General features: G+C 41.3%; 17 protein-coding genes and 1 riboswitch. Of the genes, 12 read left to right on the top strand and 5 right to left on the bottom strand.

Features of this window, described 5'->3' with window-relative positions:
• Positions 1–339 precede the first annotated feature (339 nt).
• The 3 genes from ppc (at position 340) to PR709_RS18745 (ending at position 5,075) form a co-directional block, all read left to right on the top strand.
• Complete coding sequence (gene ppc, locus PR709_RS18755; protein ID WP_040132562.1) at positions 340–2,979, top strand: phosphoenolpyruvate carboxylase; 2,640 nt, start codon at positions 340–342, stop codon at positions 2,977–2,979.
• A gap of 399 nt (positions 2,980–3,378) precedes the next feature.
• Positions 3,379–3,972, top strand: coding sequence for a LemA family protein (locus PR709_RS18750; RefSeq protein WP_004924584.1), 594 nt, complete (start codon positions 3,379–3,381; stop codon positions 3,970–3,972).
• A complete protein-coding gene (locus tag PR709_RS18745) occupies positions 3,969–5,075 on the top strand; it encodes a TPM domain-containing protein (RefSeq protein ID WP_040132561.1) in 1,107 nt (368 codons plus the stop codon). The genes PR709_RS18750 and PR709_RS18745 overlap by 4 nt, the downstream gene beginning before the upstream one ends.
• A gap of 58 nt (positions 5,076–5,133) precedes the next feature.
• Here PR709_RS18745 and metF read toward each other — a convergent pair whose 3' ends face one another.
• Together metF and argE are read right to left on the bottom strand one after the other, a co-directional pair.
• Positions 5,134–6,018: a methylenetetrahydrofolate reductase gene (gene metF / locus PR709_RS18740; RefSeq protein ID WP_004924579.1), complete on the bottom strand. Its 885-nt coding sequence runs from the start codon at positions 6,016–6,018 to the stop codon at positions 5,134–5,136.
• 228 nt (positions 6,019–6,246) lie between these two features.
• The gene (argE, locus tag PR709_RS18735; RefSeq protein ID WP_040132560.1) at positions 6,247–7,401 is read right to left on the bottom strand and encodes an acetylornithine deacetylase; all 1,155 of its coding nucleotides are present in this window, start codon (positions 7,399–7,401) and stop codon (positions 6,247–6,249) included.
• Positions 7,402–7,502: 101 nt separating this feature from the next.
• Here argE and argC point away from each other — a divergent pair, with 101 nt between their 5' ends.
• The 4 genes from argC to argH all read left to right on the top strand — a co-directional run bounded on the left by argC (position 7,503) and on the right by argH (position 12,068).
• Positions 7,503–8,507 carry an N-acetyl-gamma-glutamyl-phosphate reductase gene (gene argC, locus PR709_RS18730; RefSeq protein WP_004924573.1) on the top strand — a complete coding sequence of 335 codons (1,005 nt, stop codon included), beginning with the start codon at positions 7,503–7,505 and terminating at the stop codon, positions 8,505–8,507.
• Between the two features lie 30 nt (positions 8,508–8,537).
• A complete protein-coding gene (gene argB, locus PR709_RS18725; protein WP_004924569.1) occupies positions 8,538–9,314 on the top strand; it encodes an acetylglutamate kinase in 777 nt (258 codons plus the stop codon).
• 78 nt (positions 9,315–9,392) lie between these two features.
• Entirely contained in the window at positions 9,393–10,613 is a 1,221-nt protein-coding gene (locus tag PR709_RS18720) for an argininosuccinate synthase (protein WP_004924564.1), read from the top strand.
• 78 nt (positions 10,614–10,691) lie between these two features.
• A complete protein-coding gene (gene argH, locus PR709_RS18715; RefSeq protein ID WP_004924562.1) occupies positions 10,692–12,068 on the top strand; it encodes an argininosuccinate lyase in 1,377 nt (458 codons plus the stop codon).
• Between the two features lie 490 nt (positions 12,069–12,558).
• Here the strand turns inward: argH and PR709_RS18710 are convergent, their stop codons facing one another.
• Positions 12,559–12,891, bottom strand: coding sequence for a hypothetical protein (locus tag PR709_RS18710; protein ID WP_004924557.1), 333 nt, complete (start codon positions 12,889–12,891; stop codon positions 12,559–12,561).
• A gap of 1,536 nt (positions 12,892–14,427) precedes the next feature.
• Here PR709_RS18710 and oxyR point away from each other — a divergent pair.
• Positions 14,428–15,336 carry a DNA-binding transcriptional regulator OxyR gene (gene oxyR / locus PR709_RS18705; RefSeq protein WP_014657264.1) on the top strand — a complete coding sequence of 303 codons (909 nt, stop codon included), beginning with the start codon at positions 14,428–14,430 and terminating at the stop codon, positions 15,334–15,336.
• Positions 15,337–15,395: 59 nt separating this feature from the next.
• On the opposite strand, the gene sthA is transcribed toward oxyR, so the two are convergent.
• Entirely contained in the window at positions 15,396–16,793 is a 1,398-nt protein-coding gene (gene sthA, locus PR709_RS18700; RefSeq protein WP_004924458.1) for a Si-specific NAD(P)(+) transhydrogenase, read from the bottom strand.
• A gap of 382 nt (positions 16,794–17,175) precedes the next feature.
• On the opposite strand from sthA, the gene fabR reads away from it, so the two are divergent.
• Entirely contained in the window at positions 17,176–17,832 is a 657-nt protein-coding gene (gene fabR, locus PR709_RS18695) for an HTH-type transcriptional repressor FabR (RefSeq protein ID WP_004924455.1), read from the top strand.
• A gap of 14 nt (positions 17,833–17,846) precedes the next feature.
• Positions 17,847–18,236 carry a YijD family membrane protein gene (locus PR709_RS18690; protein WP_004924454.1) on the top strand — a complete coding sequence of 130 codons (390 nt, stop codon included), beginning with the start codon at positions 17,847–17,849 and terminating at the stop codon, positions 18,234–18,236.
• Positions 18,237–18,447: 211 nt separating this feature from the next.
• On the opposite strand, the gene trmA is transcribed toward PR709_RS18690, so the two are convergent.
• Positions 18,448–19,533, bottom strand: a complete 1,086-nt coding sequence (gene trmA / locus PR709_RS18685) for a tRNA (uridine(54)-C5)-methyltransferase TrmA (RefSeq protein ID WP_104873157.1) — start codon at positions 19,531–19,533, stop codon at positions 18,448–18,450.
• Between the two features lie 121 nt (positions 19,534–19,654).
• Positions 19,655–19,850: riboswitch (cobalamin riboswitch) on the top strand.
• A gap of 69 nt (positions 19,851–19,919) precedes the next feature.
• On the opposite strand from trmA, the gene btuB reads away from it, so the two are divergent.
• Positions 19,920–21,809, top strand: a complete 1,890-nt coding sequence (btuB, locus tag PR709_RS18680; protein WP_181710205.1) for a TonB-dependent vitamin B12 receptor BtuB — start codon at positions 19,920–19,922, stop codon at positions 21,807–21,809.
• A complete protein-coding gene (murI, locus tag PR709_RS18675; protein ID WP_004924446.1) occupies positions 21,754–22,620 on the top strand; it encodes a glutamate racemase in 867 nt (288 codons plus the stop codon). Before btuB ends, murI begins: the two co-directional genes overlap by 56 nt.
• Positions 22,621–22,671 lie beyond the last annotated feature (51 nt).

Genomic DNA, 22,671 nt, shown 5'->3' with positions numbered 1-22,671 from the left:
CTCTTTATTTTTTGCCTTTTTGTTCTGATGATTTAAATCTTAAGCAAGATTCATGTCTTAAAAGTGCTGAATCGACAATATATTGCGCTAAAACAAGACTTAAATAAGAAAAACTAATAAGAATGAGGGTGTAATTAAATTTCAGAAAAATCCCCCAAAGCGCTTTTTTTCTGATATCTATATAGAGGCAAGGGTAAAATTTGGCGACTGCATCACAAAACAATAATTCTATCGCAGTTGGTTGAAATTTAATTACAGGAAATTAGGTCGCAGTTTGTTAACCGTCAGCAAACTTAGGTCGGGGTAGCATTCTGCCAAAAGCACAAGGTCAGGAGTCTCATGAATCAGCAATATTCCGCAATGCGCAGTAATGTCAGTATGCTGGGTAAGCTACTTGGCGACACAATCAAGGAAGCATTAGGTGAGGATATCCTCGATAAAGTCGAATCAATTCGTAAGTTGTCAAAATCATCGCGTGCAGGCAATGAAGTACAACGCCAAAAGCTGTTGATGACACTGCAAAACCTATCTAATGATGAACTATTACCGGTTGCAAGAGCATTTAACCAATTTTTGAACCTGACAAACGTTGCCGAACAATATCATAGCATTTCGCCACATGGTGAAGCAGCGAGTAACCCTGTGGCACTTAAAAAGCTGTTTAGTCGTTTAAAAGAGAAAAACTTTACCGATAGTGATCTTCGTCAAGCGGTTAACCAACTGTCGATCGAATTGGTGCTAACGGCCCATCCTACTGAAATCGCACGCCGCACCTTGATCCATAAATTGGTTGAAGTGAATACCTGCTTATCACAACTCGATCATGATGATCTGGCTGATTACGAACGCAACAATATCATGCGTCGTTTACGTCAGTTGGTCGCTCAGTCGTGGCACACTGACGAAATCCGTAAAATACGTCCAACGCCAATTGATGAAGCCAAATGGGGTTTCGCCGTAGTTGAAAACTCACTTTGGGAAGCGGTTCCGGCTTTCCTACGTGAATTTAATGAGCAATTAGAAGACTCAATTGGTGCTGAACTGCCTGTCGAAGCAAACCCAATTCGTTTTACTTCTTGGATGGGAGGAGACCGCGACGGTAACCCGAATGTGACTGCGGAAGTGACTCGCCATGTATTACTACTTAGCCGCTGGAAAGCCGCAGATCTCTTTTTAAAAGATATCCAGGTGTTGGTTTCTGAACTGTCCATGACCGAAGCGACACCTGAGTTACGGGCGTTCGCTGGGGGAGATGAGGTAGATGAACCTTACCGGCAAATTGCAAAAAATTTGCGTAGCCAACTCTTTTCCACATTAGAGTATTTAGAACGCAAGGTAAAAGGCGAACAAGCACTACCACCAGCCGATTTACTGACCGACAATGCCCAATTGTGGGATCCACTATATGCCTGTTATCAATCGTTAATGGCCTGTGGTATGAGCATTATTGCTAATGGGCAGTTACTCGATACGTTACGTCGTATACGGAGTTTTGGCTTGCAACTCGTTCGCATTGACGTTCGCCAAGAAAGTACTCGCCATACAGAAGCGCTTGCTGAATTAACGCAATATCTTGGGTTAGGAGATTATGCAGCTTGGAGTGAAGAGGAAAAACAAGCCTTTTTACTGTCTGAATTACAATCTCGTCGGCCGTTGATCCCTCGTCATTGGCAACCAAGCCCTGAGACGGCAGAAGTATTTGAAACTTGCCGCGTGATCGCAGAATCGAAAAATGACTCCATCGCAGCTTACGTCATTTCGATGGCGAAAGTTCCTTCCGATGTTCTGGCCGTTAAATTGCTCCTCAAAGAGGCGGGGGCATCCGTTCGCCTGCCTGTCGCACCTCTGTTTGAAACACTTGAAGATTTGAATAATGCTGAAAGTGTTATGCAAAAACTCTTGAGCATTGAGTGGTATCGTGAGCTGATTGATGACCGCCAAATGGTCATGATTGGCTACTCTGATTCGGCAAAAGATGCTGGGGTGATGGCGGCATCATGGGCGCAATATCGTGCACAAGATGCGCTGATTAAGTTGTGCGACAAAGAAGGGGTCACTTTAACCTTGTTCCATGGACGTGGAGGCACTATTGGCCGTGGTGGTGCGCCCGCTCATTCAGCACTCTTGTCACAACCGCCGGGCAGCCTGAAAGGGGGATTACGTGTGACTGAACAAGGTGAAATGATCCGCTTTAAGTTTGGTCTACCACAAGTGGCGATTAGCAGCCTTGCGCTGTATGCAAGCGCGATTTTAGAAGCTAATTTACTGCCGCCACCGGAGCCAAAACAAGAGTGGAAATCAGTGATGGATACCCTCTCTGACGTTTCTTGTGCGATGTACCGTGATTATGTTCGTGAGCAGCCTGATTTTGTACCTTACTTCCGCGCTGCAACACCAGAGCTAGAATTAGGCAAGTTGCCGTTGGGGTCTCGTCCGGCAAAACGCCGTCCAACGGGGGGCGTTGAGACATTACGTGCGATCCCATGGATTTTTGCATGGACACAAAATCGCCTCATGTTGCCTGCTTGGTTAGGGGCGGGAGCAGCGTTAAAATATGTGATTGAGAAAGAAGGCAAACAAGCCATATTAGATGAAATGTGGCAACAATGGCCGTTCTTTAATACCCGTATCGCCATGCTGGAAATGGTTTATGCGAAGGCTGACTTGTGGCTGGCTGAATATTATGATCACCGTTTAGTGGAGGAGCGCCTTTGGCCTCTGGGTGTGAAATTACGTGAGCAGCTCTCTGAAGATATTAAGAGTGTGCTGGCGGTGTCCAAAGATGAAGCCTTAATGGCTGACTTACCTTGGATTGCGGAGTCAATTGCTTTACGTAATGTTTATACGGACCCGTTAAACGTTTTACAGGCCGAGCTACTACACCGTTCTCGCCAGCAAGAGCATCCGGATCCTCGCGTTGAGCAAGCGTTGATGGTGACGATTGCAGGTGTTGCAGCGGGGATGCGTAATACCGGCTAGAAGATAATATTTTGGCCAGATCAATGCGCTGGTTTGGCCGATAAAATGTGCAATATCACATCACGTACGACAACAGTAAGAAGGCTGCCAAGTTGAAATGGGGCCTTCTTTTTTATTTATCTATTGACGAATAATTGACAGCGTCCGACACATTTTTCTGTATTTCGTTTTACCGCGTGATATCGCTTATCTTATTTAAATAGACGGCAAGAATTTTATCAATATTTATGTTAAGTTGCTAAAATAGGGATTAGTTCTGTACTAAATAGAGCTAGCTCGCTCATATATCAAACTATTCACTTTCTATCGATGAATTAATGGAATGATGAATGTAGGTCAGATTCAATTTATTTCTGTTGTGCTCAACAATGGATATACGAAGGATAGAGTGTCATCACAATGCGTAAACTGATTATCTCCATTTTAGCTCTTATCATTATTATTTCGGTCATTGTCGTTACCAACTACAATAGTATTCAGCAAAATGATGAGGTTGTTGACGCTGCCGCATCCGAAGTGATTAACCAATATCAACGTCGTGCTGATCTTATTCCGAATTTAGTCAATACGGTAAAAGGTTACTCTGGTTATGAAAATAAAGTTCTCATGGAAGTTGTGAAATTAAGGACGGAAGTGGGGCAAATTAAAGTGGATGCAAGTGCATTATCAGATCCGGCTATTTTAGCGGAGTATCAAAAAGCACAAGCACAATTAGGGCAATCATTATCCCGTTTATTAGCCATATCGGAAAGTTATCCTGATCTTAAAGCCAGCCCATTATATCAAGATTTAATGACGCAACTGGAAGGCGCTGAAAATCGCATTACCGTTGCAAGGGGTCGTTATATTGAAGCCGTTCGTCAATACAATACACAAATCAGAAAGTTTCCTAGCAACTTGATTGCAAGTTATTTTGGGTATTCTGCAAAAGCGAATTTTAAAGCAGATAACGAACAGGCGATAAAAACAGTACCTACGGTGGATTTTAATTGAAATATCGGCATGTGATCTGGCTATTATTGTTCTGTGTATTTAGCAGTGGAAGCTGGGCTACGCAGCGAATTCAACTCCCTGCATTGGGTAGTGATAGGGTGCTCGACCGTGCAGGCCTATTAAGTGAGTCGCAATACCACACTTTAAATAGCCAGTTATTAAATTTTGAAAAGCAGCGTGGTGATGGCACACAATTTGTTGTTTATATTGTTCCAACTACAGGTAATGAAACAATAGAGCAATTTTCATTACGCGCGTTTAATCGTTGGGGGTTAGGCCAAAAAGGCAAAAATAATGGTGTATTGCTGGTTGTATCGATAGACGAGCGCAATGTGCGCTTTGAAGTTGGGTATGGTTATGAAGGGGTCATGACCGATGCGATTGCTGGGCGTATCATTCGTCAAAGTATGATACCTGATTTTAAAGACAACCAGTATTACGCTGGGATCCAAAATGGCGTATCTCGTGCAATTAATGTGATGAATGAGGCACCAGACTATCAAATGGGGGAAGTGCATAATGGAATTGTGCTACCAAAGAGTGTAGAACATTATAAGCTTTTCTATTTTATATCATTTATCGCAGCTTATTTTACGATGTTATTTTATGGTACTAAAAAGCGTCGGCTATATCTTGAAAAAGAAATTTATAGCATAGAGCATGCGAGTAAATCCAAACGGGCAAAGAAACAGAAACAGTTAGCCAAGCTGAAAAAGTATTATCAATATAAATACTACTTTCCTTCGTTATTTAGTACCTTGTTGATGACGATACTCTATTATTTAGCACTCATGTTATTGGCGATATGGCTAGAAGGAGATTTTAGCCCTATTTTATTCCTGTTTGTGGCGCTATTTTTTGTGGTAGGGAGCATGTTTGCTACTCCAATACTGTTTCTTGTGATCCATACCATTTCGCCTACTTACCGACAACAACGACGGGAATGGCATGATATTTGCCGTTACTATTATTTACCCTCTTCTTCTTCTTTTAGCTCATCAGACTTTTCGAGTTCATCGAGTTCATCGAGTTCATCAAGTGATAGTTCCAGCGGAGGTGGTGGTGGATCCAGTGGCGGTGGCGGTGCGTCAGGGAGTTGGTAATAAAACAAGATGTATGAAGGTCGCAAAGTGCGGCCTTCATACTATTTGGAGATAGAGGCTATGGCCTTACACCAAGCGTGTGGCAAATCGCATATGTGAGTTCAGAACGGTTTAAGGTGTAGAAGTGAAAATCTTTCACCCCTTCACGGCTTAAAATTTTCACCATATCCATGGCGATTGAAGCACCCACCAAATTACGGCTTTCAGGGTCATTATCAAGGCCTTCGTACATTCTACTCATCCATGATGGAATTCGTACATTGGTTAGTTTGGCAAACCGCTCAAGTTGGCGGAAATTTGAAACAGGTAAAATGCCAGGGACAATTTCAACATCAATACCTGTTGCGACGCAGCGGTCACGAAAACGCAAATAACTTTCTACATCAAAGAAAAATTGCGTAATCGCACGGTTGGCTCCTGCATCAATTTTCTTTTTCAAACTAATTAAGTCAGCCTGTGCACTTTTGGCCTCAGGGTGCACTTCGGGATAAGCCGCTACGGAGATATCAAAATCTGCCTCTGCTTTGAGCAGCTCAACGAGATCGGCTGCATACATATCTGGCTTACGGCTGTTATCGGGGAGATCACCGCGTAATGCAACAATTTGGCGGATACCGCTGTTCCAATAATCACGTGCAATTTCTCTGAGTTCATCGCGTGTTGCATCGATACAGGTTAAATGAGGCGCAGCGATTAACCCTGTTTTTTCTTTGATATCTTTAATAATGCTATGGGTTCTATCACGCTCACCTGAGTTTGCGCCATAAGTAACAGAGACAAATTTTGGTTTGAGGTTTTTCAACCTATCAATAGATTTCCAAAGGGTCTGTTCCATCTCTTCAGTGCGCGGCGGAAAAAATTCAAAAGAGACATTAATTTGTCCATCTAATTCAGCTAAATTTTGATTTAGCGCTTCGCGCTGATTTGCGTGAAAGAAACTCATACCCTGACCTCATGACTTTGTATATAGCGAAACCATTATGGTATCGATAGTTTATTATATCCATTTAAGTGTCTATACGTTTAGACGTCTAAACAAAGATTACCGGATATTCATGCAGAGTCAACACTTAAATGAAATAGTGTTGTGAGGGTTTTTCAGTCGTAACTGGAAAAAAATTCATGTTAACAAATGGCGCAATAACCCGAAGTTATTGCGCGCAACACATTTTTATTCAGTCAGGCAGAAATGTTCGATCAGTTGGCTGAGCAGTTGGCGAGTCGGTTCAATAAATTTCATATCGATAAACTCATCAGGTTGATGTGCTTGCTCAATCGAGCCAGGGCCGAGCACAAGTGTCGGACATAGCGCCTGAATAAACGGCGCTTCAGTGCAATAGTTGACCGTCTCAGCTTTCTGACCCAGTAACTGTTCAATCACAGCCACCATTTTATGATCCGTTGGGCACTCATACCCAGGAATAGGGGGATGGAGAGACTCAATTGTTAAGCGTCCTGGCCATCTTGCTTTTACAGGCTCCAACGTCTCATTTAATAGCTCATCCAAATCTTGCAAGGTCAGCCCCGGCAATGGACGAATATCCATATGTAATTCACAGCATCCACAAATACGGTTAGCCGCATCACCCCCATGAATATGACCAAAATTCATCGTCGGGTAAGGGATCACAAAAGCAGGATTGTTATAACGCTCTTTCAATGTATTACGTAGCGTCATCAGATGTGAAATAGACTCATGCATTAATTCGATAGCATTCACGCCTCTTTCTGGGTCGCTTGAATGACCTGATTGCCCCGTAATACGGATGGCATTCGAAATATGCCCTTTGTGCGCACGTATCGGTTGTAATGAGGTCGGCTCCCCAATAATGGCAAAATTAGGACGAAGTTGTGTACTGGCTGCAAAGTAACGCGCGCCTGCCATTGAGGTTTCTTCATCTGCGGTTGCAAGTATATGCAATGGGCGAGTTAATTTACGGGTATCAATGTCACGTAAGGCATCGACAATGAAAGCGAAAAAACCTTTCATGTCGGCAGTGCCGAGACCGTATAACTTGCCGTCATGCTCTGATAGCGCAAAAGGGTTTTTACTCCAACGCCCTTCATCAAAAGGAACTGTATCGGTATGCCCACACAGCATTAGGCCGCCATTTCCTTCCCCTATTGAGGCAAGTAGGTTGTATTTATCACGGGTATCCGGTACAGGTTGAATATTGACCGTAAATCCGAGGGTTTCCAGCCATCCACCCAGTAATTCTACTAAGGCTTTATTACTCTGATCGAGTTGCGCATCAGTAGCACTGATAGAAGGAGTGGCAATTAATTGGCGATAAATCTCAATAAATGCAGGTAATTTAATATTCACTGTTGACAGCCTTTATCCATAATAGTATCAATATTCATGCACTTTATTTGAATAAAAATACACATTAAACTGTTTGGGTCACGAGCACAAGGTAGAAATCTATGTTGAACACACTCATTATCGGGGCCAGTGGTTATACTGGAGCGGAATTGGCAGCCTATCTGCAGCGTCATCCTGAAATAAACCTTCAGGGATTGATGGTTTCAGCGCAAAGTGCTGATGCAGGTAAGTGCTTCTCTGAGTTGCATCCCCAGTATAAAGGCATTATCGATATGCCCGTGTTGCCATTAACCGATGTTGCAGCCGCGGCACAAGGTATTGATGTTGTCTTTCTTGCAACCGCTCACGAAGTTAGCCATGACATTGCGCCTCAGTTCCTAGAAGCAGGGTGTGTCGTATTTGATCTGTCTGGGGCTTATCGTGTTCAAGATGCCACTTTCTATCCGAAATATTATGGTTTCGAACATACAAACAGTCAGTGGTTAAATCAAGCAGTTTACGGTTTAGCTGAGTGGCAAGCCGATAAAATTCGTCAAGCACAGTTAATTGCCGTGCCGGGGTGTTATCCAACGGTTTCTCAATTAGCACTAAAACCACTGATCGACGCCAAGTTACTCGATGACCATATGTGGCCAGTGATTAATGCGACGAGTGGTGTTTCTGGGGCAGGTCGTAAGGCGTCAATGACCAACAGTTTTTGTGAAGTGAGTTTACAACCCTATGGCATCTTCACGCATCGCCATCAACCCGAAATTGCAATCCATTTAGGTCGTGAAGTTATTTTTACTCCGCACTTGGGGAATTTTTCACGCGGTATTTTGGCCACCATTACCTGCAAAGTGAATCGCGGAGTGACAGACGAACAAATTCGTCAAGTATTCAAAGATGCTTATCAAAATAAGCCATTAGTCCGTTTGTATGAAAAAGGTGTTCCTGCCCTGAAATCAGTGGTAGGCACACCGTTTTGTGATATCGGCTTTGTGTTAAAAGGTGAGCACCTGATCTTAGTCGGAACAGAAGATAACCTATTAAAAGGGGCTGCCGCGCAAGCTGTGCAGTGCATGAATATTCGTTTCGGTTTCAATGAAACGCAATCACTATTTTAGTGCCAACGAACTTATTTAAGGATAAACCCCATGCAACCATTAGTGATTAAATTGGGCGGTGTATTACTCGATAGCGAAGAAGCGCTTGAAAGATTGTTTAATGCATTACAAACCTATCGTCAATCTCATCAACGACCTTTAGTGATCGTGCATGGTGGTGGTTGCTTGGTGGATGAGCTAATGCAAAAGCTGCAACTACCGGTGGTTAAAAAGCAAGGATTGCGTGTGACGCCTGCTGATCAGATAGACATTATCACAGGCGCGTTGGCTGGCACCGCCAATAAAACATTGTTGGCGTGGGCAACGAAATATCAGTTACAAGCAGTTGGGTTATCTTTGGGGGATGGGCAAAGTGCTGTCGTCACTCAATTAAATGACGAACTTGGGCATGTCGGCGATGCAAAGCCGGGTGACGCTAAATTATTACAGCTTTTACTCGGTGCAGGCTATTTACCAATCATTAGTTCCATCGGCGTGACCGAAGAAGGGTTATTGATGAATGTTAATGCCGACCAAGCCGCAACAGCCATCGCACAAGCGTTAAATGCGGATCTCGTATTGCTATCAGATGTCAGTGGCATCCTTGATGGTAAGGGTCAAAAAATTAATGAAATGACAACGGAAAAAGCACAGAAGTTAATTGAGCAAGGCATTATCACGGACGGCATGATCGTAAAAGTTAATGCCGCATTAGAGGCAGCCAAAACATTGCAACGTCCTGTCGATATCGCCAGTTGGCGTCATGCAGAGCAACTACCAGCTCTATTTAACGGTACTGCTATTGGCACACGGATTTTAGCATCCTAAAGCGGATGCGTTTGGTTGGCGCGACCACCAAGAATGAATGAAAACTTTTTAATTGAGCGGAATCGGGATAGGTAAGTTATGAAAAAGGGCATTAAAAAAATTGTATTAGCATATTCAGGTGGTCTAGATACATCGGCAATTATTCCATGGTTAAAAGAAAACTATGATGATTGCGAAGTGGTTGCTTTCGTTGCCGATGTAGGACAAGACAGAGAAGATCTCGTTGGCGTTGAGCAAAAAGCATTGCAATCAGGTGCATCGGAATGCCATGTGGTCGATCTACGTGAAGAGTTTGTCAAAGAGTATATCTACCCAGTATTGAAAACTGGCGCGCTCTATGAGGGAAGCTACCTGTTAGGGACTTCAATGGCACGTCCTATTATTGCTAAGGCACAGGTTGAACTGGCTCTGAAAGTTGGTGCCGACGCGGTAGCGCATGGCGCAACAGGTAAAGGAAATGACCAAGTGCGTTTTGAAAGCACTTATAGCGCACTTGCGCCACAGCTAAAAGTTGTTGCGCCATGGCGTGAGTGGGATTTGCGTTCGCGTGAAGCCCTATTGGATTACCTGAAAGAGCGTCATATTCCAACGACAGCCAGTTTAGAAAAAATTTATAGTCGTGATGAAAACGCATGGCATATTTCTACCGAAGGCGGCGTATTAGAAAGCACATGGAATGCGGCAAACCAAGATTGCTGGGTCTGGACGGTCGATCCGAAAGATGCACCAGATGAAGCAGAGCTAGTGACTGTCGGTGTGAAACAAGGGGAAGTGGTTTCTGTTAACGGCCAAACATTATCTCCGCTGGGATGTCTTGAAGCTTTAAACGTCCTCGGTGCTAAACATGGCGTCGGCCGTATTGATATTGTTGAAAACCGTTTAGTTGGTATGAAGTCTCGTGGCTGTTACGAAACCCCAGGAGGCACCATCATGATGGCTGCTTTACGTGGCATTGAGCAACTCGTTCTCGATCGCGACAGCTTTAAATGGCGTGAGCAACTAGGCTTAGAAATGTCCTACGTGGTTTATGATGGTCGTTGGTTTGCGCCTTTGCGTCATTCACTGCAAGCAGCAGCAGAATCTTTAGCGCAAGACGTTACTGGTGAAGTGGTTCTGAAATTGTATAAAGGCCAAGTAACTGCTATCCAGAAAAAAGCAGATAACAGCTTATATTCTGAAGAGTTCGCAACATTTGGTGAAGATGAAGTTTATGATCACAGCCATGCTGGTGGCTTTATCCGTTTGTATTCTCTTTCGTCGCGTATTCGTGCGCTAAAAGGGCAGAACAAAGCGAAATAGTTTTATTGATGTACACTTCCCGACAGCTATTTGCTGTCGGGTATCACATTTATTTTATCAATCAGATAGGGATCAGTTATGGCACTTTGGGGTGGACGTTTTAGTCAAGAAGCCGATCAGCGGTTTAAACAATTTAATGATTCATTGCGTTTCGATTATCGCTTAGCGCAGCAAGACATTATTGGTTCGGTTGCATGGTCAAAAGCGTTGGTCACTGTTGGGGTGCTATCAGAGGCAGAGCAGCAATCTCTTGAGCAAGCGCTAAATGCCTTATTAAAAGAGGTGCAAGATGATCCTGAGCGCATTTTACAGAGCGATGCCGAGGATATTCATAGCTGGGTTGAAGGTAAACTGATTGATAAAGTAGGTGATTTAGGTAAAAAACTGCACACTGGACGTAGTCGTAACGACCAAGTTGCCACCGATTTAAAATTATGGTGTAAAGATCAAGTCGCGCTATTGTTAGAAGCTGTGGTGGAACTGCAAAAAGCGTTAGTGATCACCGCGGAAAATAACCAAGATGCGGTCATGCCCGGTTATACCCACTTGCAACGTGCACAACCAGTGACTTTTGCTCATTGGTGTTTAGCGTATAGTGAAATGTTAGCGCGTGATGAAAGTCGTCTAAAAGATACATTAAAACGTTTAGATGTTAGTCCGCTAGGTTGTGGGGCTTTAGCGGGAACTGCTTATGATATCGACCGTGAGCAACTGGCATCATGGCTAGGTTTCTCATCGGCAACGCGTAATAGCCTTGATACAGTTTCAGATAGGGATCATGTTCTCGAATTATTATCCGATGCAAGTATTGGTATGGTGCATTTATCCCGTTTTGCAGAGGATCTTATTTTCTTTAACAGTGGTGAAGCGGGGTTTGTTGAACTTTCAGATAAAGTCACTTCAGGCTCTTCATTAATGCCACAAAAGAAAAATCCTGATGCACTTGAGTTGATCCGTGGTAAGTGTGGTCGTGTACAAGGGGCATTAACAGGAATGATGATGACCTTAAAAGGATTACCGCTAGCCTACAATAAAGATATGCAAGAGGACAAAGAAGGGTTGTTCGACGCTCTTGATACTTGGTTAGACTGTCTCCATATGGCGGCTCTGGTGCTTGATGGTATTCAAATTCGTCGAAATCGTTGTGAAGAAGCCGCAAAACAAGGCTATGCCAATGCTACTGAGCTGGCGGATTACCTTGTTGCTAAAGGCGTTCCTTTCCGTGAAGCTCACCATATTGTCGGCGAGGCGGTGGTTGCTGCGATTAGCCAAGGGAAAGCATTGGAAGAGATGGCATTAAGTGATTTGCAAAAATTCAGTGATACTATCCAACTCGATGTGTATCAGATCCTCTCATTGCAATCTTGTCTAGATAAGCGTTTAGCAAAAGGCGGAGTTTCAAAGGAACAAGTCGCTAAGGCAATTACGGAGGCTAAAGCACGTTTAGGGGTTTAACTCATTGAATTTGCAAGATAGTGTTTAAAGTGGGATAAAATGGCGGGGTAGGTAACTACCCCGTACATGCGATTAAAAGTTTAATACTTAAATATAGTTAATTGTTAAAAGGCCTAACAGTATCCTTTCGCCAATCCAGTTATAAATATAAGCTCCTAGACCATCGTTAATTATTTCCCAATTTTTAGAATCTCATTGTTCCTTAAGATCTCATCTTTCTTGGGTCATATTTGCTTTGTCATTTAAGCAATTAAATATTAACTATCGATTTCAAGAGCCATTCGTACAGGATAGAGCCTGTCAGAACAGTCACTCTAATGTATGCTTATTTTATTGAACCTGTATCAGCAACGCTGAATGCAGGGCGAGTAATAATACCATTAATGAGCAAATAAGACTCTTTTCAGATTTAAGCGTAACGCTTTCATACTTAAAACCTATTGCTGAATTATGGTTTATAACTAACTGTTTTTGATTGCCTTTTACTATATTAGAGGTATTTAACTGAAACCATAGCTAAGCCTTTTTCTTTATTAGTCCAATTAAATTGATAAATGCTGCGGTTGTCTTCAGTTTTCTTCCATTCGCTAGATGGTGATTGCTTTGTATAATTAAAACTTGATGTTTTTACTTTATTCTCTTCACTATTATAACAATTTAATTGAGCATTGTTGTTATTAAAAGAATAGTTGCAAGGAGGATATACAATCATTGCTTTAAATGTAATTGTTGTGCTATTAGTTTTTGCTTGAACGTTAGTTGTAAATAAAGCAGTTGCGATCAGAGCAAAAGATAACGCTGTTTTGATTGTATTCTTAATCATGGTATTAGTCCTCGATATATATTTAAGTAACTTAATTCGCTTATATTGTTTCCACAAGTTTGGATGAAGCGAATTATATAGATTAAAGTTTGCTTTGGGTGTTAATTTTAAAAAGCAAATGTGAGTAAATATATTTGAAATTGATTAATAATATTGATTGTACGCATTCCCTCCCAATTAAGATAATTAGAGTTTAATTCTGTGTATGATGACTCATTGTAGGTATTTGGCTTTATATGCTTCTTTTTGTCTCCTTTTTGATGGTTTTATCTGTTGATGTAGAGGCGATTTTGGTTGTCTTTTTAATTAGAAATATAAAGTAAATTGCAATGATTTTTTATTTATTTTTTAATGGAAATTAATAAAATAATGATAAAAATAAACATAATGTATCTAAATATTTCATCGAGTAAGTGAATTATTAAATTACGCTATCTACGATTTATTCTGTTTTCACTGTAATCAAACGGTGACAGATTGAAATACGCATATTGCGATTAATTGTTTTATTTTTAATTTTTAGATGAAGCTTCTTTATATAACGATAGCGTTATACCTATTCGATAAAAATTGACTGACTAAAATGAAATTGGCCTACTTTTTTGTATTAAACGGTTTATGTGTCGGTGTTGGCCTGCATACTTACACTATCTTGTTTTGCATGATGTCATGTTCTTAGCATAGCGGTGTATCTCATCATGAAAGTGATAGCATCAATCATCGAACTTGGTTTGCTTTTCTATTTGTGACTAAGAGAGATATCATTAGGGCAGATAATCGTTGCCCAAAACGATGAATGCGTTGTTTATCGAGTAATTCTGTCGTGAGCAAGGCGTTTGAAATCTACTCACTCGATAAATGAATGTGAGTGGGTTTAGTTGATGGCTCAAGGTACGTTGTATGCTTTTCATAGCGTTTCTCCTTTAGCTATACCCACATCAGGTGTTCAGCATTCAAGAAAATCACTATTCCATTAACGTCAACCTTCCTTTTCCTTTTGTGTCTCTATTTTTCTCCTTCTTGTTTACATAAATATAGCTCTATTTGATAAATTTAAAGTCCTTTTAGGTTAATAATATGTTGCAAAATATTGGCGTAAAATATTGAAAATAATTACTTTGATGATGTTTTTGTGGAGTTAAATTTCATTTATTTTTAATAATTTAGTTTGATATTTTATCACCTGTGGTGTTTTTTTGAGCGTAGCCTGAGTAACTAAATCAAAAACAATAATGTAAATAATGTGTTGCTATATGATGAATAATTGTTTCTATTTTTTGCATTTATAGTGAAATTTTATTTCATGCAAAATATAAAAAATAATAATTATTTCAATTAATTATATTATTTTATCCCTATTTTTTTAATTCATAATTAGTCACTTAAATTTACATTTTGATATAAATTGAGTGAGCGAGACAAAATGTCACGTTGCAAATGATGAAGAATTATTGAACATGTCAATTCTAATTGATAGTTAAAAGCATTAGATATCTGGTATACTGATTGGCAGTTTATATTAAGAAGGGCGACAAAATGAACATTCGCGATCTGGAATATTTAGTGGCATTAGCTGAGCATAAGCATTTTCGTCGTGCAGCAGACTCTTGTCATGTGAGTCAACCAACATTGAGTGGCCAAATACGTAAGCTAGAAGAAGAACTTGGGGTTATGTTACTAGAAAGGACTAGCCGCAAGGTTTTATTTACTCAACAAGGATTGCTACTTGTTGAACAAGCAAGGACGATTTTACGCGAAATTAAAGTCTTACAGGAAATGGCGGCTCTACAGGGGGAAAGCATGTCTGGCCCTTTACATATAGGGTTGATCCCAACGATCGCGCCTTATCTTTTGCCCCTTATCATTCCTGAATTGCACAAGCTCTTCCCTAAACTTGAAATTTACCTACATGAAGAACAGACACAGCAACTGTTGGCTCAGTTGGATAGCGGTAAATTAGATTGTGCTATTTTGGCGCAAGTGAAAGAAACAGATCCTTTTATTGTTGTACCCTTGTTTGAAGAGCCAATGAAGCTCGCCATCTATGAAGGTCACTCATGGCAGGGGCGTGACACTATCGAGATGAATGAGCTATCTGGCGAGAAATTATTAATGTTGGAAGATGGCCACTGCTTACGTGACCAAGCGATGGGCTTTTGTTTTCAAGCGGGGGCTAAAGAAGATACACATTTCCGAGCAACAAGCCTAGAAACGCTGAGAAATATGGTGGCAGCAGGAAGTGGAATTACATTATTGCCTGATTTGGCCGTGCCTCATGAATCCTGCCGTGATGGTATTTGCTATCTGAACTGTATTCATCCAGAGCCGAAACGTACAGTAGTATTAGTTTATCGCCCAGGCTCACCGTTACGTGGTCGCTATGAACAGCTTGCTGAGGCTATTTATAATTTGATGAGTAGCTATTACAGTAATAAAGCGCGCTAATAAGTAGGGTGTGGCTAGAGAAGTGATTGCCGTATTAGGTTCGGCAATCACTTAATAGCTTAAAACAGGCGGTTTAAGCCATTTAATGCGGCAACGCGGAATGCTTCTGCCATCGTAGGATAGTTGAAGGTCGTATTCACAAAATACTCGATGGTATTTCCTTCCCCTTTCTGTTCCATAATAGCCTGACCGATATGAATAATTTCAGCGGCTCTTTCCCCGAAACAGTGGATGCCTAAAATTTGCAATGTTTCACGGTGGAATAAGATCTTCAAACTGCCCACGTTCATACCTGCAATTTGGGCGCGTGCTAAATGTTTAAATTGAGCGCGTCCGACTTCATAGGGGATCTTCATCGCTGTCAATTCTTGCTCTGTTTTACCAACAGAACTAATTTCAGGGATGGTATAGATGCCGGTAGGAATATCTTCAACTAAGTGTGCATTACCTAAGTCTTCTGCTATAGCTCGAGCGGCAATACGACCTTGGTCATAGGCAGCAGATGCAAGGCTTGGATAGCCAATAACATCACCAACAGCATAAATATGTTCATTAGAAGTGCGGTAAGCGCTATCGACTTTAATCAAGCCACGGTTATCTGCTTCAATACCCACATTCGCTAAACCTAACTTATCCGTATTCCCCGTGCGACCATTCGCATACAGTAAACAGTCTGCTTTGACTTTTTTACCTGATTTAAGATGGACAATCACGCCATCAGGAACACCTTCAATTTTTTCATACTCTTCATTATGACGAATAACGATACCGCTATTCCAGAAGTGATAAGAAAGTGCATCTGACATTTCTTGATCTAAAAAGGCAAGTAAGTGATCGCGTGTGTTGATTAAATCAACTTTGACACCTAACCCGCGAAAGATAGACGCATATTCACAACCAATCACCCCTGCACCATAAATAATCACGTGGCGTGGTTCATGGGTTAGATTCAGGATGGTATCACTGTTGTAAATACGAGAATGGTTAAAATCGACATCGGATGGGCAATAAGGACGAGACCCTGTCGCAATTACGATATTATCTGCACTGAGAACATCGCAACTACCGTCGGAATAGCGAACACTCACATGGCGTTCATCAATAAAAGTGGCTTCACCAGAGAACATTTGGCAGCCATTACGCTCATAAAAACCTTGGCGCATACGCGTTTGTTGACTGATCACGCTTTCAGCATGCTTGAGGATTTCAGAGAAAGAGGAGCGTAAGGAGCGAGAATTATCGCTGTAGAGTGGATTTTGGTTAAATTCGATAATTCGGCTAACTGCATGGCGGAGGGCTTTGGAGGGAATGGTTCCCCAGTGGGTACAGCCACCGCCGACACTATCATAACGTTCTATGACGGCGACGTTTTTTCCTTGCTTCACCAGTCCCATGGCGGCGCCTTCTCCACCCGGCCCGGAACCAATGACAATTGCATCAAAATGGATGTGTTGCATGAGGTAAGACCTGCTCTAAAACAAAATGACAACATGATGTTAGCATATCCGCCGATTATTTACCCGCTTTACTCATGTACTTTTAATTAATGGCTTTATTTAATGTTTTTATTTTGAAGCGTATTCACAAAAAAGCTTTTTTATTGCTTAGCGAGTTCTCTAACCAAATGACGGGAAATTAAGCACGGTTCTACGAATAAAAAGCCTTCACCTATTGAAAAATGATTTAGTGAAATTCTGAAAAGCGGTAATCTGTACACTTAATCGCTTTTTCCCTCAAACAGCCTAATAAATTTGAGGTATGCTAGAGAGGTGGTCACACCCAAGTTTTCATATTTTGGTATATTAATGGCTGTTTAATGACATAGAAATCAGGATCACCGTGAGCAATCATATTGGCGTTAGAGCAAAACAGAAAGAAAAAACTCGTCGTTCGCTCATTGAAGCCGCATTTAGCCAATTAAGTGCAGAACGTAGTTTTACAAGCCTTAGCTTACGCGAAGTTGCGCGTGAGGCAGGTATTGCACCCACTTCATTTTATCGTCATTTCAAAGACGTTGATGAGTTAGGGCTGACTATGGTTGATGAAAGTGGTTTGATGTTACGCCAGCTTATGCGACAAGCAAGGCAGCGTATCGCGAAGGGCGGTAGTGTGATCCGAACGTCAATCTCAACTTTTATGGAATTTATCGGTAATAACCCCAATGCCTTTAGGTTATTATTGCGAGAGCGCTCTGGTACTTCTGCTGAGTTTCGTGCTGCAGTTGCACGGGAAATCCAACATTTTATTGCTGAATTAGCAGATTACCTTGAACAAGAAAGCCATATGCCACGCTATTTTACAGAGCTACAAGCAGAGTCTATGGTGACCATCGTGTTTAGCGCGGGTGCAGAAGCGCTTGATATCGATGAAGAAAAAAGGCGGCATCTAGAAGAACGGCTTGTACTTCAGTTACGCATGATCGCAAAAGGTGCGTATTACTGGTATCGCCGCGAACAAGAAAAACAAAATCAAACTGACCCCGATCTCACTAAATAATATAAGGAGAATCAATGACGGAACACAATCGCAATGAGAAAAGCACGTTACTATTAGCATTAGTGATTGGCTTATCAACTCACGGAACTTTCTCTGCTCTGTTTAACTCCTTAGTAGAGTTTTCTATTTTCCCTGTTATTAGTTTAATCGTCGCAATTTATTGTTTACATCAACGTTATTTGCATCATGCGATGCCTATCGGTCTACCTAAGTTTGTTGTAGGTAACTTTTTCTTAGGGCTATTTGCTTATGCAGCTATCTTACGAGTACAACATCCTGACGTAGGTTCGAGTTTTATTCCTTCAATCATTATTGTCGCGCTCGCGTTGTGGATGTACACAAGTTGGAAGGCACGTAAACAAGAACAAAAAGAGCTTGCAGAAGAAAACGAAGCTGAAGTTTAATCGCGTTTCCAAACCGCTCTAACCAATAACGCCGCTATGCCAACATTGCGGCGTTTGTGTATTTTATGGGAGCAAAACACGAATAATTTCTTAACCAAATTTTCATCTTCCACTCGCAATAAAATAATCGCCAGTTAGCTACGGTGTATATTAAAAATAGCAAGGTTGCCACCTGACTTAATGAATAAAAACAACAGGTGGCAAGTAAGATTTAGCGGCGTGTCAGCAGCACACCACTTTCCATATGATGGGTATATGGGAATTGGTCAAATAGAGCGAGTTTTTTGATTTTATGGGTCGCATTCAGGACAGACAAATTATCGCATAGGGTTTCCGGATTACAGGAAATATAGAGAATATTGTCATATTCTTGCACAAGCTGAACGGTTTTATCATCTAACCCGCTTCTTGGTGGGTCAACAAATATGGTGTTGCATTGGTAATCTGCTAGGTTAATGCCATCGAGTCTTTTAAATTCACGCACTCCTCGCATGGCTTGTGTAAAGTCTTCTGCTGACATGCGAATAATTTGTACATTATCGATTTGGTTTGCCGCAATATTATATTGCGCGGCTGCTACCGATGGCTTGGCTATTTCAGTGGCTAAGACTCGTTCAAAGTTTTGTGCTAAAGCCAGTGAAAAGTTGCCATTTCCACAATAAAGCTCCAGTAGATCGCCAGTTGCCCCTTGAGTGGCATCAATCGCCCATTCCAACATTTTAATGTTTACTTGAGCGTTTGGCTGAGTAAAGCTATTTTCTACTTGGCGATAAATCATATTTTTGCCATTCACCGGCAAAATTTCATCAACATAATCGTTGTCTAACATGATTTTGGTTTTTGAAGCGCGGCCGATAAGCTGTAAATCAAAACCTTTATTGATTAACGTTGTTTTTAATTGTTTGGCTGCTTCAATCCACTCTTCAGTGAGTTTTTTATGGTAAAGCAAAGAGACAATTAATTTATTACTCAGCGTCGAGAGATAATCAATTTGGAAAAGTTTATGGCGTAAAAGCGCATTTTCTTTTATCAGTGGCAAAATTTCAGCCATGATATTGTTGATCAGTTGGCTTGCTACAGGAAATTGATCGATACGCACACGCTCTTTAGTCTCTTTATCAAACATGATGTGAAATAAGTCATCACCATCATGCCATACTCGAAATTCTGCGCGCATACGATAATGAGATTCTGGTGAGGTAAATACCTCAGGTTCCATTGCCGTATAGGGGGCCATCATCGTTTTCAGACGTTCTACTTTTTCTGCAAGTTGCAGTTCATAGTGTTCAGTATTCATTAGTGTGGCCCTATTCATAGAAAACAGTAAAAAAATAACATCAGGGGCGAAATTGTAGGGCAAGTGGGGCAGATGTCCAGTTTTTGATTCCACATCGCATAGACACATACCTTCAATCCATTTAGGATAATGCGACTATGGTCGTAAAGAGTAAATAGGGAACTCGGTGTAAGTCCGAGACTGACGCGCAGCGGTGATGAAGGAAAAAAGAGATACAACACTGTTATTAATTAATGGGAAGTTGCCTCTATAGTTAATTTTTACCCAGATGGGTATGACTTCTCAGTCCGAAGACCTGCCATAGTTTAATCGCTTTGTTGGATATTAGCGCGGATCTGATATTCGGCCTCGCGGAATTTTAATCTCATTGATATTCCGGATTTATTATAATGAATAAGAGTAAGTTACTACCGCTATCGGTTGCTGCTATGGCAGTGTTGTGTGGTATTTCTTCTTTAGCAAGCGCAAACAATAAATCAGATGAAATGGTGGTGTCAGCGAATCGCTTTGAGCAGCCCATTTCATCAATACTGGCCCCTGTGACGGTCGTTACGCGTGAAGACATTGATCATTGGCAGTCTAATACTGTGATTGATGTATTAAGGCGGCTACCGGGTGTGGATATTGCGCAGTACGGTGGTATAGGACAGCAGAGCTCCCTCTTTATTAGAGGCTCAGAGTCTCGCCATGTATTGGTATTAATTGATGGTGTTCGTTTAAACCAAGCGGGTATTTCTGGCTCATCAGATATGAGCCAAATTCCTATCTCTTTAGTTCAGCGAATCGAATATATTCGTGGAGCAAGATCGGCTGTTTATGGCTCGGATGCAATTGGTGGTGTTGTTAATATTATTACTCGCCGAGATAATGTAGGAACCACATTAAATGCGGGTATTGGTTCTTATGGTTATCAGAATTATAACGGCTCAACTCAACAGAAAATCGGTGAAAATACAACAGTAACCGCTGCCGCAGCTTATACCTATACAAAAGGATTTGATCTAGCACCTAAGGACGTTAGTCCACGTGACTACGATAAAGATGGTTTTCTTAATAAATCATTATGGCTAGGTGTGGAGCATCAGTTATCATCTGAAATATCAGCTTATGCGAGAGCATATGGATATGATAATAGAACTCGTTATGATGCCTCTGAATACTCAGGTGTGCGGGTAGATACCCGTAAACTTTATAGCCGTACATATGAAACTGGGGTTAAATATCATCAAAACCAATACTCAACCTCACTATCCGGAAGCTATAGTTACGTTAAAGATTACAATTTTGATCCAAGGCAAGGGCAGTATGCTAGCTCTTCTAATCTAGATGAATCAAAGCAGTATAATATTCAGTGGGGTAACAATTATCGTTTAGATAAAGGTAATATTAGTGCGGGTATAGATTATCAGCGCCAAAGCATAGAGCCTAACGGCTATGCTTTAATAACTAAAAAAGAAACCATGAATAACACGGGGCTCTATTTGACGGGGCAATACTCGTTTGTTGATTCTGTTATAGCTGAAGCCGCCGTTCGCACGGATCATCATTCAGAATTTAATTGGCATACATCATGGCAATCAGGGCTGAGTTGGGAATTTTATGATGGGTATAAACTGGTTGGATCATACGCAACAGCATATAAAGCACCTAATCTAAGTCAACTGTACGCATATTCTTCATCAAATTGGGGAACAACAAAAGGTAATCCGAACTTAAAACCAGAAGAAAGTAAGCAGTGGGAAATTGGTGTTGAAGGAATAACGGGACCGCTATTCTGGCAAATTAATGCTTATCATAATGATATTGATAACCTGATTGAATATAAATATGGCAATTTTATCAATACATATGAAAATATTGGAAAAGCAGAAATTAAAGGTATCGAGTGGGTTGGTGAATTTAGCACTGGCTTTTTACATCATCAATTAACATACCAATATGTCGATCCCAGAAATAAAAAGACGAACAAAGTATTGGAGCGCCGAGCTAAGCAACAAGTGAAATACCAATTAGATTGGAATATTGCTGAGGTAGATATGGGGCTAACTTATCACTATATAGGTTCGCGTTATGATAATGACTTTTCCCAATCACCATCAAAACGTCTAAAACAAGGGGGGGTTAGCCTTTGGGATCTCACGGCGGCATATCCAATCACTTCACAGCTCACAATTCGTGGTAAAATAGCTAATATGTTCGATAAAGACTATGAGACCGCGTATGGTTATCGCACCGCTGGAAGAGAATATTTCCTTACAGGAAGCTACAACTTCTAATCACAACCTATCTATTCGCCCGACCATCCTTGTGTTTGATTCAGGGGTGGGGGGGCTATCTGTATATCGGGAAGTCAAAAAATTACTCCCTAACGCACATTATATATATGCATTCGATAATGAAGCCTTCCCCTATGGCGAAAAGAGTGAAGAATTTATTATCGACAGGGTGTATCAACTCGTTGATGTTATTGCGAAAAAACACCCTTTAACGATAGCAATTATTGCCTGTAATACAGCCAGTACCGTGAGCTTACCGAACCTTAGAGCCCATTTTCGTTTCCCAGTGGTTGGTGTTGTGCCAGCAATTAAACCTGCGACTAAATTAACGCGAAATGGTGTTGTTGGATTGCTTGCAACCAAAGGAACGGTGAATCGCGAATATACTAAAGAGCTAATTGAACGGTTTGCAACAGATTGCAAAGTGCTCTCGCTGGGTTCTGCCGACCTTGTTCAACTAGCGGAAAGAAAATTACATGGCGAACAAATTCCGCTAGATGAAATTGCCAATGCAGTGAAGCCATGGTTAAGAATGCCTGAACCTCCTGATACGGTGATCTTGGGTTGTACGCATTTCCCTCTATTAATAGAAGAACTCGAACAAGTGCTACCAGATGGCACAAGATTTATTGATTCAGGGGCGGCGATCGCGAGACGTGCGGTTTGGCTGATTAATAATCAAGCAGAAGAAGTGATTGATAGTCAAGAAAAAGACTTTGCATATTGCCTTTTAATGAATGATGCCGCTTTAGCATTACAACCTGTATTAGCCGCCGAAGGGTTCAATAGGCTACAAAAACTGGTGATTTAAGCTAAATTTGATGGTAATCTGAGCAAACGAAAAAAAAACGTAAAAAAGGGG

The sequence above is a fragment of the Providencia sp. PROV267 genome (genome assembly GCF_028477825.1).
Lineage (GTDB): Bacteria > Pseudomonadota > Gammaproteobacteria > Enterobacterales > Enterobacteriaceae > Providencia > Providencia stuartii.
Note: the sequence above shows the minus strand (reverse complement) of the source record. Positions and strands in the feature narration are given on the sequence as shown.

Excerpts from the sequence above, each read along its gene's own strand:
- ppc (WP_040132562.1), top strand. The coding sequence starts at position 340 with ATGAATCAGCAATATTCCGCAATGCGCAGTAATGTCAGTATGCTGGGT.
- PR709_RS18750 (WP_004924584.1), top strand. The coding sequence starts at position 3,379 with ATGCGTAAACTGATTATCTCCATTTTAGCTCTTATCATTATTATTTCG.
- metF (WP_004924579.1), bottom strand. The coding sequence starts at position 6,018 with ATGAGTTTCTTTCACGCAAATCAGCGCGAAGCGCTAAATCAAAATTTA.
- argC (WP_004924573.1), top strand. The coding sequence starts at position 7,503 with ATGTTGAACACACTCATTATCGGGGCCAGTGGTTATACTGGAGCGGAA.
- argB (WP_004924569.1), top strand. The coding sequence starts at position 8,538 with ATGCAACCATTAGTGATTAAATTGGGCGGTGTATTACTCGATAGCGAA.
- PR709_RS18720 (WP_004924564.1), top strand. The coding sequence starts at position 9,393 with ATGAAAAAGGGCATTAAAAAAATTGTATTAGCATATTCAGGTGGTCTA.
- argH (WP_004924562.1), top strand. The coding sequence starts at position 10,692 with ATGGCACTTTGGGGTGGACGTTTTAGTCAAGAAGCCGATCAGCGGTTT.
- PR709_RS18710 (WP_004924557.1), bottom strand. The coding sequence starts at position 12,891 with ATGATTAAGAATACAATCAAAACAGCGTTATCTTTTGCTCTGATCGCA.
- oxyR (WP_014657264.1), top strand. The coding sequence starts at position 14,428 with ATGAACATTCGCGATCTGGAATATTTAGTGGCATTAGCTGAGCATAAG.
- sthA (WP_004924458.1), bottom strand. The coding sequence starts at position 16,793 with ATGCAACACATCCATTTTGATGCAATTGTCATTGGTTCCGGGCCGGGT.
- PR709_RS18690 (WP_004924454.1), top strand. The coding sequence starts at position 17,847 with ATGACGGAACACAATCGCAATGAGAAAAGCACGTTACTATTAGCATTA.
- trmA (WP_104873157.1), bottom strand. The coding sequence starts at position 19,533 with ATGAATACTGAACACTATGAACTGCAACTTGCAGAAAAAGTAGAACGT.
- murI (WP_004924446.1), top strand. The coding sequence starts at position 21,754 with ATGGTTATCGCACCGCTGGAAGAGAATATTTCCTTACAGGAAGCTACA.